The following is a 9,068-nucleotide window of genomic DNA, read 5'->3' on the forward strand; positions in this document are numbered from 1 at the left end:
GGAAGGGGTTTTATGCGGTCCGGCGGAACGGTAGCCCACTATGGGAGACAAATCGAAGGCCAAAAAGAAGCGTCTGGCGAAGGCGGACCGCCAGAACACCCGCGTCCCGGCGTGGGTCATGATGAAGACCGACATGAACGTCACGCGAAACCCCAAGCGGCGCAACTGGCGTCGGAACGACCTCGACGAGTAAATGAGCACGAGTGATTTCGAGGAGCGCGTCGTCACCGTCCCGCTCCGCGACGCCAAGGGGAAGCCCGTCCAGCAGCGCGCCGACTACGCCGTGAAGATCGTCCGCGAGCACCTCGCGAAGCACTTCTCGGTCGACGGCGACGACGTGATCCTCGACGCCTCGGTCAACGAGGCCGTCTGGGCGAACGGTCGGCAGAACCCCCCGAGCAAGCTCCGCGTCCGCGCGGCTCGGTTCGTCGAGGACGGCGAGCCGGTCGTCGAAGCCGAGCACGCCGAATAACGTGTTACGGGCGACCTTCACCGGCTCGTCGTACGTGGGGGTATTCGCCCGCGTCGCCGGCGACCTCCTCCTGGTCAGGCCGGACGTCGACGACGACCTCGCCGACGACCTCGGCGCGGAACTCGACGCCGACGTGCTCGCGACCACCGTCGGCGGCTCCAACACCGTCGGGTCGCTGGCTGCCGGCAACGAGAACGGCGTGCTCGTCTCGGAGCGCGCGACCGAACGCGAGAAGGACCGGATCGCCGAGGCCGCGGACCGGGAGGTCAGCGAGCTTCCCGGCCGGATCAACGCCGCCGGTAACGTCGTGTTGGCCAACGACTACGGCGCGTACGTCCACCCGGACCTGCCGCGCGAGGCGATCCGGACGATAAAACGGACGCTGGACGTCCCGGTCGAGCGCGGCGATCTGGCGGACGTCCGGACGGTCGGCACCGCCGCGGTCGCGAACGACACGGGCGTCCTCTGTCACCCGAAGTCCAGCGAGCCGGAGCTACAGGCCGTCGAGGAGGCGCTCGACGTTCGCGCGGACCTCGGGACGGTCAACTACGGCGCGCCGCTCGTCGGCTCCGGACTCCTCGCGAGCGACGACGGCTACGTCGTCGGCGAGGACACGACTGGCCCCGAACTCGGACGCATCGAGGAGACGCTCGGGTTCATCGACTGACTGCCGAGAGACTCGCCCACGCTCCCGTTCTCGTCGCGTCTTCCGGCACCGTTCCGCCGTCCGTTTTTAGGAAGATACTTCCCTGTCCCTACCGGATGCTGTGACATGAGTACTTACACCGTGAGCGGACGGTTCCAGAGCAGGGACGGATACCAGCCGTTCACCAAGGAGGTCGAGGCGGAGAACGAGGACCTCGCACGCGAGCGTATCTACACGCAGGTGGGTAGCCAACACGGGCGAAAGCGCACCCAGATCGATATCGAGGAGGTGTCCGCAGCATGATGGGCGGCGGACAACAGCAGCTCCAGCAGCTCTCCCAGGAGCTTCAGGCGCTCGATCAGGAGATCGAAGCGCTCGAGTCGGAGGTCGAGGGATACCGCGGGGAGAAAGCCGACATCGACGAGGCGGTCGAGGCGATCGAGACGCTCGAGACCGGCGCGACGGTCCAGGTGCCGCTCGGCGGCGGCGCGTACGTCCGCGCTGAGGTCCAGGACATCGACGAGGTCGTCGTCTCGCTCGGCGGCAACTACTCGGCCGAACAGGACCAGGACGACGCCATCGACGTCCTCCGCCGCAAGCAGGACGCGCTCGACGACCGGATCGAGGAGACACAGGCGGATATCGACGAGCTGGAGTCCGAGAGCCAGGAGCTCGAACAGCAGGCCCAGCAGATGCAACAGCAGATGCAACAACAGCAGATGCAGCAGATGCAACAGCAGGCCGACGACGAGTGAGGTAACGGACCGTGTTCGACGGACTGAAGGACAAGCTGAACAGCTTCCGTGAGGACGTAGCGGAGTCCACGGAGGAGGCTCCCGGGAGCGAGGAGGCTCCAGAAGGAGAGGGAGCCCCCGAAGACGAAGAGCAGACGGCCGACGCGAGCGGGCGATCCGCGGCGGACGACGCGGCCGGGGGCGCGGCGGACGAAACAGCCGGCGCCCCGACTGTCGACGCGAGCGAAACCACCTCGGTCGACGACGCGAGCGACGAGTCGACGGAGCCGAGCACCTTCCAGCGCGCGAAGGCGTTCGCGACGGGCCGGATCATCATCGAGGAGGAGGACTTGGAGGAGCCGCTCTGGGACCTCGAGATGGCCCTCTTAGAGAGCGACGTGGAGATGAGCGTCGCCGAGCGGATCCTCGAAACGGTCCGCGAAACGATGCTCGGCGAGTCCCGAAAGCAGGTCGAGACGACCGGCGAGCTGGTCGAGCGGGCGCTTCACGACGCGCTCCTCGACGTCATCGCGGTCGGTCAGTTCGACTTCGAGGAGCGTGTCGCCGAGGCCGAGAAGCCGCTGACGATCGTCTTCACCGGCGTCAACGGCGTGGGGAAGACGACGACCATCGCAAAGCTCTCCGAGTGGCTCGAGGCACGCGGTTACTCGTCGGTGCTGGCGAACGGCGACACCTACCGCGCGGGCGCGAACGAACAGATCGCCGAGCACGCGGAGCGGTTGGACCGCGAGCTGATCGCCCACGACCAGGGCGGCGACCCCGCCGCCGTGATCTACGACGGCGTGGAGTACGCCGAGGCGAACGACGTCGACGTCGTCCTCGGCGACACCGCCGGCCGGCTCCACACGAGCGACGACCTGATGGCGCAACTCGAGAAGATCGACCGCGTCGTCGACCCCGACATGACACTGTTCGTCGACGAGGCGGTCGCGGGACAGGACGCGGTCAACCGCGCGAAGGAGTTCAACGAGGCCGCCGAGATCGACGGCGCGGTGTTGACGAAGGCGGACGCCGACTCCTCCGGTGGCGCGGCGATCTCCGTCGCGTACGTCACGGGCAAGCCGGTCCTCTTTCTGGGGACCGGCCAGGGGTACGACGACCTCGAACGGTTCGATCCCGAGGAACTCGTCGACCGCCTGCTCGGCGAAGAATAGCCCGGAAACGCCGGCCCGCGTCCGCCGATCCTGTTATAAACCACACGAGAGCGAACCGCATACCGGCGGCGGGATCAGAACCCTTAACAGTTTACCCCGAGTTGATCCCGATAGCGGGATGGGATAGCCAGGAGATTCCGCCGGGCTCATAACCCGGAGATCGGTAGTTCAAATCTACCTCCCGCTACTTCTCCTCTCCATCGACGGGTCGCCCCGGAAGTGGTCCGTTCCGTCGAATCGAGTTCGACCGTCGAGAGGTCCACCCATCGAGGCGCTCGAGGTCGTGTACCGACGCGGCGTCCGGAAGGAAGTCCCGTGACGGACGGGATCGTGGGGTCGTTAACCGGGTCGTAAACTCGTTATCGCGGTACATAGCTAACCGGAAGGGACGGTACCGTCACGCCGTGATGGACGACGGCAGGCCAGAGGAACCGGACCAACGCCGCGGGAGTCACGACGCTCTCCACCTCCGCTCGCTCCCGAAACTCCTCCCGGGAACGGCGCGGAACGCCCCCAAACGGAACGTCCTCGTCGTCCTCTCGTACCTCCTCGTGTGTGTCCTCGCAGTCGGACTGCTCCGGACGATCTTGTAAACGCTGGCGAGAACGGGGCGGATCGTAGAGCCCGCGCTCGGAACCCGGAAGCGATTTCCGTCGGCCAGCCGTTCGTATCCGTATGGAATACGAATCGAGCCTCGACCGCGCGATGGACGCGGTTCCGGACTTCGACGGATCCGACGAGCGGTTGTCGGTCCCCGACCCCGAAACGCAGAAGGACGGCGCGTTCACCCGACTGACGAACCTCTCGGCCATCGCCGACGCGTTGAGCCGCGAGCCCGAGCACGTCCACTCGAAGATCCAACAGGAGCTCGGGACGGCCGGCCAGTACGAGGACGGCAGGGCACGCTACAGCGGGAACTTCCGCGAGCGCGATTTCCAGGCGGCGATCGACTCCTACATCGAGTCGTTCGTCACCTGTTCGGAGTGTGGCCTGCCCGACACGCGACTGGAGACGGAGAACCGAACGCCCATGCTCCGGTGTGAGGCCTGTGGGGCGTTCCGACCGGTCGCCAAACAGACGACGTCGAACACCCAGCGTCAGGAGGAGGCCATCGAGGAGGGCAAGACGTACGAGCTCGAGATCGTCGGCACCGGCCGCAAGGGCGACGGCGTCGCCGAGGTCGGCGAGTACACCGTCTTCGTCCCCGGCGCACAGGAGGGCGAGACCGTCCGGGCGTACATCAAGAACGTCTCCGGCAACCTCGCGTTCGCCCGCCGGGAGAACTGATCTCGCCCGGATCGAGTGACCTCGCCCGGATCGAGTTCGGTTCGCCGACCGTGGGTTCACGTCCCGGTGCGGGTCAGTCCACTCGCTCCGCGACTACCGTATGGTCGGTTCGGTCCGCATGTTCTGTCACGAACGTGTGTGCTTCGTCCGCCGACTCGAATACCCGTTCCGTGGGGCACTCGCGGCAGACGGCGTGGTACGATCGAGTTCGCTCGATGGATTCCATGGACGTTCTCGACTCTCGGTAGGCTTAGTTACGAGCCCGTTATCGAACCGTAACGACAGCCTTCGTCGCATCGAGAACACACCGATAACGCAACGATCTCTGCCTACGGTCCAGTTCGTCACGGACGAGGAACACCCGTTCGTCGGTCAGCGTACTGGTGTACGGCTGCCGACCGCCACGAGGGGATGACTATCGGTCTACGGTTCGCGTCTCCGAGACGTCATCCACGGTTCCAAAACGTTTCGAACTGTGACTCCAGGAAGTCCGGTTTCATCCGTACGAACTCCTCCCGCTCGTTCCGTGGGAAGTAGTCGTACACCGAGTGTAACGCGTTCGGGACGAACCGTTCGCCGACGACGATCCGGACACCGCGTTCGTCCGGCCCGCGGATGACCCTACCGAGCGCTTGTCGCACCTGCCGCACCGCCGGGATCGTGAGCGAGTAGGTGAACGCGTTTTCCGATCCGAACCGGTCACCGTACGCGTGTTGGACGGCTTGAACTCTGGGTGACCCGATGTTCACGAGCGGAACGCCGAACACGGCGCACGTGTGTAAGTCGTCCCCATCGTAATCGACGCCTTCGGTCAACGTGCCGCGGGTACTCGTCACGAGGACGCTCGGTTCGCCGTGAACGAACTCGCGTTTCAGTTCGCGCGTCTCCTCGTGACTCGAGGACCGATCGAGCAGAACCGGCTTGTCGATCTCATCCCGGAGCCGAGCAGCTGCCCATTCGGCTTCGGAATAGTTCGGCCACGCGAGGAGGACGTTGCCGTGGCTCCGTGCGATCTCCCGTGCGACGTAGGCGTACCGCTCCCGAGTCCCGTTCGCGTTCCCGGGATCTGGTTCGCCCCGGTTCCGTTTCTTGAACGCTTCGACATCGACGATCCAGCTGGCACGGTTCGCCTCGGGAAACGTCAGATCGTACGTGCGTGTGGAGACGACGCGGGGGTCCTCGTCGTCGATCGCTGCCTCCCGAAGCCCGGTGACTTCCTCGAAAATCGAGAGCGGTTCGAGGGTCGCGCTCATCAGGACGCCGCCGCCGAAGTCGTCGAGGATCTCCTTGATCTTCCGGGACGGCATACAGTTGTACATCACGAGCGACGCGTTGTAGTGGTTCATCCACGGCTCGTCGACGTCCCGGTCGTCTTTCTCCGAGCGGTCCAGCTCGATCTCGCGGAAGTACTCGACGTGGTCCCGTTCCCACCACTGCCCGAACAGTGCGCCGACGGCGGTACAGACACAGTCCCGCTCGGAACCCATCCGTTCTAACGTGTCCTCGACCGCGGACCCGACCTCGCTCAGCATCCGGAACGTGTTCCCGTCGTGACCGGCCCGCTCAGCCCAGCGCGTGAACTCGTCCGGTTCGGGCTCGTTCGGCTCGCGAAGTGGAATTTCGACGTCGTCGTCCGGTAGCGAGTTCCACGCCAGCCCGGAGCCGTAGCGTTCGAACCTGTCCCGGAGTTCGTCGTCCACGCGGGTCTCGAACCACCCCAACACGTCGTCGTAGAACGTTGCTGCGGTCTCGACCGCTTCGAGCGGAACGTCGTGGGACGCGAGACGGGACTCGAGCTGGCGCCTGTTCTGCGGCCCCTGCCGTGCCGGGTGGAGGACCCGTTCGAGGTCGTGTTTGGCACGTTTCACGGTATAGTACCCGATCGTGTCCGTGAGCAGGTCACGGACGCGTTCCTCCATCCGATGTGCTTCGTCCACGATGACGAGCGTTCGCTCGCCAAGGATCGGCGCGGTGAGTTGACGGCTGGCCGCGTCGAAGAGATGGTTGTAGTTTCCGATCACGACGTCCGCACTCTCCATCAGCACCGACATCGCCCGATGGGGACACGTGCCCGCCTCGACGGCGTTCGGCAGGAGCTCCTCGGTCGTGACGACGTGACGATCGCCCGAAGAGAACGCGACCGGCGATCCCTTGTCACGACCGTACCAGTCGGCTTCGAACGGACAGTACAGTTGCCGGGTCTCGGACCCCGTCATCTCCGGGGTCGTCGACGGTTGGGACCGTGGATACGGCGCGGTTCGCCCGGCAGTGTGAAGCGGTTCGGCGTCCTCGTCGAGCGGATCCCGCCGAGCGTTCTCGACGAGGACGTGGCCTTTCGCCGGGTCCCACCACTTGTCTTCCTCCGGAACCGGTTCCGGCGGAGATGACGCGTCCGTCGTCTCGAACTGTTGTGGGACCTGGAGGTCGCTGTCTTCGTTGACGAGCCCGGCCGTGGTTTCCCGCAGGTCCTCACACCGTTCCTGGACGCTACTCCCGGCCGGAAACACGTTTTCACGCCCGTACGGGCATAGATCTCGTTTCCCGACGAGTGCGATCCCTGCCAACGGGTCGTCGACCCTGCCGTTGATGACCCGGAGGTCTTCGACGAACTGCTGGCGCTGTTGTTTGACTGGCGTGACGACGACCGCGTTCTCGAACTGATCGGTTTCCCGGACGAGATAACTCGCCGCCGTGAGCGCTGCCATCGTTTTTCCCGTCCCGCACGGGCCTTCCATCGCCAAATACCCGGAATTACGGGCGGTGTCGATGATGTTCTCGATGACGTCGCCCTGATTCTCGTACGGATCGTCGAAGCCGAAATAGGTCCGCCATGACGCCTCGGAACTCTCGGACACGGGATACCGAGACGTGAGGCCTGATAGGCTAAAAACCGTTCCCACTCACCCGTCGTGTTCGATGACGCCGTTCTTCGCTCTCTAGGGCGGGGAGGGTGTCACGGCGCAGGCACGGGGGAGTCGTTGTCCTCCGCGCGCTCGCGAATCTCGGCCCGTTCTTCCTCGCTCATCGGTTCGTACTCCCGTGCTGCCTTCAGGATCGCGGGCAGGAGTTCGGGGTCGCCAGCGCTCGGAATGGAGGTCATGCCGTGTGAAAGCGAGAACCGGAGACACTCCTCGAGCTCCGTCGCCGTGTCGTAGGGCTCGTACCACGTGTTGTATGGGCGCTCTTCGGCGGGCAGGTCGTCAGGCCACGGTTGCTTGGCGAAGCCCTTGATACACAGCGTACCGAGTCCCTCCTCCTCGGCGAGCTCGAGGACGGAACCGTAGTCGTGCTCCGGCCCGTCCTTTGCTGCCAGCGTGTAGTTGAACGGGAACATCACCGTTTCCAGTTCGTCGACGCGCTCGATGGCAGTGCGGATGAGGCTCGGGTCACCGTGGCTGGTCAGCCCGATGTGGTCGATGAGGCCTTCCTCCTTTGCCTCGATGAACGCCCGTAACGCGCCGGGGTCGTGGTCCCCCTGTGCCATTTCCGGTGAGTAGTCACCCGTTATGGCGTCGAGTTCGTCGTATCGGGTGACGGCGTGGAACTGATAGAGGTCTATCTTGTCGACGCCTAACCGAGCAAGCGACCTGTGGAGTTCGCCCCAGGCTCCGTAGTAGGTCCGCTCCTGTGTCTTACACCCGAGGAAGACGTCGTCCCGGTACTCGTTCAGTTTGGGTGCGAGTTTCACCTCGGCGTCGCCGTAGGTCGGGGCGACGTCGAAGTGGTTGACGCCGGCGTCGATGGCCGCGTCGACCATCCGGTTGGCCCGCTCCTGTTCGACGTAGTTCAAGGCGATAGAGCCGTACGTCAGGATACTACTCTCGTGGCCGGTGTCGCCGAGTGGGCGGGTTTCCATGCGTACCGATCGATACGTAACATCTTAACTGTCCTTCACGGTCCTGACCGGATCGCAACGCAATAACGTGAACTGCTCTCGATGAATGGGATCTCAACAGAGACAACCGATCCTGCTCAGGAGAAGGACGAGTCCACTAGCTTTCGCTCATTTCATTAGATCATAATGGTTCTACATGATTCCTAACTCACATCACACCTCTTGAGAGGGGAGACCTGTCTGGTAGTGCTACGTTCTTGGCTACTTGTAATGACAAGTAGGTACGCGTCATAACATATATGCATCTCCACGTCGAACGTCAACGTATGAGCGGATCAAGCTATGACAAGACGATTCAGTTCCGTGCCGGAGCTGAAAAAGAGGCCGCGGAGCTCCTCGATGAAATTCACATCGGTGGCGTCAACGTGAGCGAACTCGCCCGCGTCGGCCTGGTCGAAATGCTCCGACAGTCATTAGATGAACAGGACAAGATTGCGGTGTACGAACGATACAGTCGTGGCGAGATCGGTGAGGACGTAGCCCGTGTCCTTCTCGGTGAGAAACTCGATAGGATGGAAGAAGAGAAAGAGTCGTTCGAGTCAGCTATGGAGCGAGACACGTCCGAATTCTTGACGGGCAGCGATGGCGAGTGAGGCTCGCTATCCGATACTGGCTGATACGAGTTCCTTGATCTCGGTTGCGAACACCGCTCAGTGGGAACGACTGAAAGACGCAATCCATCTTACGGAGAATCGAGGAGAAAGCCTCGCGCTGAAGCGCGGGGAGGATGTCAATCCTATCTGGCTCTGTTGAAATCCTCTTTTTCAGACATATTCTCGTCTGTAATGGCTGGTCACTGAAGAGTGCTATTGGAACGGAATGTTTGATCGAGAAGGCCTCGTTGCTGGCGCGGTGAAGG

The 9,068-nt window shown here is 63.6% G+C and carries 11 protein-coding genes and 1 tRNA gene; 10 read left to right on the plus strand and 2 right to left on the minus strand.

Annotated features, from left to right (window positions below):
• Positions 1 to 40: 40 nt before the first annotated feature.
• From DQW50_RS12145 to DQW50_RS12185, 9 genes are all read left to right on the plus strand, one after another.
• Positions 41 to 193 carry a 50S ribosomal protein L39e gene (locus tag DQW50_RS12145; RefSeq protein ID WP_112079545.1) on the plus strand — a complete coding sequence of 51 codons (153 nt, stop codon included), beginning with the start codon at positions 41 to 43 and terminating at the stop codon, positions 191 to 193.
• The gene (locus DQW50_RS12150; RefSeq protein ID WP_112079546.1) at positions 194 to 472 is read left to right on the plus strand and encodes a 50S ribosomal protein L31e; all 279 of its coding nucleotides are present in this window, start codon (positions 194 to 196) and stop codon (positions 470 to 472) included.
• A gap of 1 nt (position 473) precedes the next feature.
• Entirely contained in the window at positions 474 to 1,139 is a 666-nt protein-coding gene (locus DQW50_RS12155) for a translation initiation factor IF-6 (protein WP_112079547.1), read from the plus strand.
• 105 nt (positions 1,140 to 1,244) lie between these two features.
• Positions 1,245 to 1,421 (plus strand): 50S ribosomal protein L18Ae, encoded by a 177-nt coding sequence (gene rpl18a / locus DQW50_RS12160; protein ID WP_112079548.1) that lies wholly within the window; start codon positions 1,245 to 1,247, stop codon positions 1,419 to 1,421.
• Positions 1,421 to 1,873 (plus strand): prefoldin subunit alpha, encoded by a 453-nt coding sequence (gene pfdA / locus DQW50_RS12165; RefSeq protein ID WP_112079549.1) that lies wholly within the window; start codon positions 1,421 to 1,423, stop codon positions 1,871 to 1,873. Before rpl18a ends, pfdA begins: the two co-directional genes overlap by 1 nt.
• An 11-nt stretch (positions 1,874 to 1,884) precedes the next feature.
• A complete protein-coding gene (ftsY, locus tag DQW50_RS12170; protein ID WP_112079550.1) occupies positions 1,885 to 3,027 on the plus strand; it encodes a signal recognition particle-docking protein FtsY in 1,143 nt (380 codons plus the stop codon).
• A 112-nt stretch (positions 3,028 to 3,139) separates the two neighbouring features.
• Positions 3,140 to 3,214, plus strand: a tRNA-Met gene (locus DQW50_RS12175).
• Between the two features lie 220 nt (positions 3,215 to 3,434).
• Complete coding sequence (locus tag DQW50_RS12180; RefSeq protein WP_112079551.1) at positions 3,435 to 3,620, plus strand: hypothetical protein; 186 nt, start codon at positions 3,435 to 3,437, stop codon at positions 3,618 to 3,620.
• Positions 3,621 to 3,702: 82 nt separating this feature from the next.
• Positions 3,703 to 4,314, plus strand: coding sequence for a translation initiation factor IF-2 subunit beta (locus DQW50_RS12185; RefSeq protein ID WP_112079552.1), 612 nt, complete (start codon positions 3,703 to 3,705; stop codon positions 4,312 to 4,314).
• Between the two features lie 446 nt (positions 4,315 to 4,760).
• Here DQW50_RS12185 and DQW50_RS12190 read toward each other — a convergent pair whose 3' ends face one another.
• Together DQW50_RS12190 and DQW50_RS12195 are read right to left on the minus strand one after the other, a co-directional pair.
• Positions 4,761 to 7,169 (minus strand): ATP-dependent DNA helicase, encoded by a 2,409-nt coding sequence (locus DQW50_RS12190; protein ID WP_112079553.1) that lies wholly within the window; start codon positions 7,167 to 7,169, stop codon positions 4,761 to 4,763.
• 98 nt (positions 7,170 to 7,267) lie between these two features.
• A complete protein-coding gene (locus DQW50_RS12195; protein ID WP_112079554.1) occupies positions 7,268 to 8,170 on the minus strand; it encodes an aldo/keto reductase in 903 nt (300 codons plus the stop codon).
• A gap of 305 nt (positions 8,171 to 8,475) precedes the next feature.
• Between DQW50_RS12195 and DQW50_RS12200 the strand changes: the two genes are divergently transcribed.
• Positions 8,476 to 8,802, plus strand: coding sequence for a hypothetical protein (locus DQW50_RS12200; RefSeq protein WP_112079555.1), 327 nt, complete (start codon positions 8,476 to 8,478; stop codon positions 8,800 to 8,802).
• Positions 8,803 to 9,068: the final 266 nt, after the last annotated feature.

Origin of the sequence: Halorubrum sp. 48-1-W (genome assembly GCF_003287355.1) — an archaeon.
Lineage (GTDB): Archaea > Halobacteriota > Halobacteria > Halobacteriales > Haloferacaceae > Halorubrum.

Excerpts from the sequence above, each read along its gene's own strand:
- DQW50_RS12195 (WP_112079554.1), bottom strand. The coding sequence starts at position 8,170 with ATGGAAACCCGCCCACTCGGCGACACCGGCCACGAGAGTAGTATCCTG.
- DQW50_RS12200 (WP_112079555.1), top strand. The coding sequence starts at position 8,476 with ATGAGCGGATCAAGCTATGACAAGACGATTCAGTTCCGTGCCGGAGCT.
- DQW50_RS12150 (WP_112079546.1), top strand. The coding sequence starts at position 194 with ATGAGCACGAGTGATTTCGAGGAGCGCGTCGTCACCGTCCCGCTCCGC.
- pfdA (WP_112079549.1), top strand. The coding sequence starts at position 1,421 with ATGGGCGGCGGACAACAGCAGCTCCAGCAGCTCTCCCAGGAGCTTCAG.
- DQW50_RS12185 (WP_112079552.1), top strand. The coding sequence starts at position 3,703 with ATGGAATACGAATCGAGCCTCGACCGCGCGATGGACGCGGTTCCGGAC.
- DQW50_RS12180 (WP_112079551.1), top strand. The coding sequence starts at position 3,435 with ATGGACGACGGCAGGCCAGAGGAACCGGACCAACGCCGCGGGAGTCAC.
- DQW50_RS12145 (WP_112079545.1), top strand. The coding sequence starts at position 41 with ATGGGAGACAAATCGAAGGCCAAAAAGAAGCGTCTGGCGAAGGCGGAC.
- rpl18a (WP_112079548.1), top strand. The coding sequence starts at position 1,245 with ATGAGTACTTACACCGTGAGCGGACGGTTCCAGAGCAGGGACGGATAC.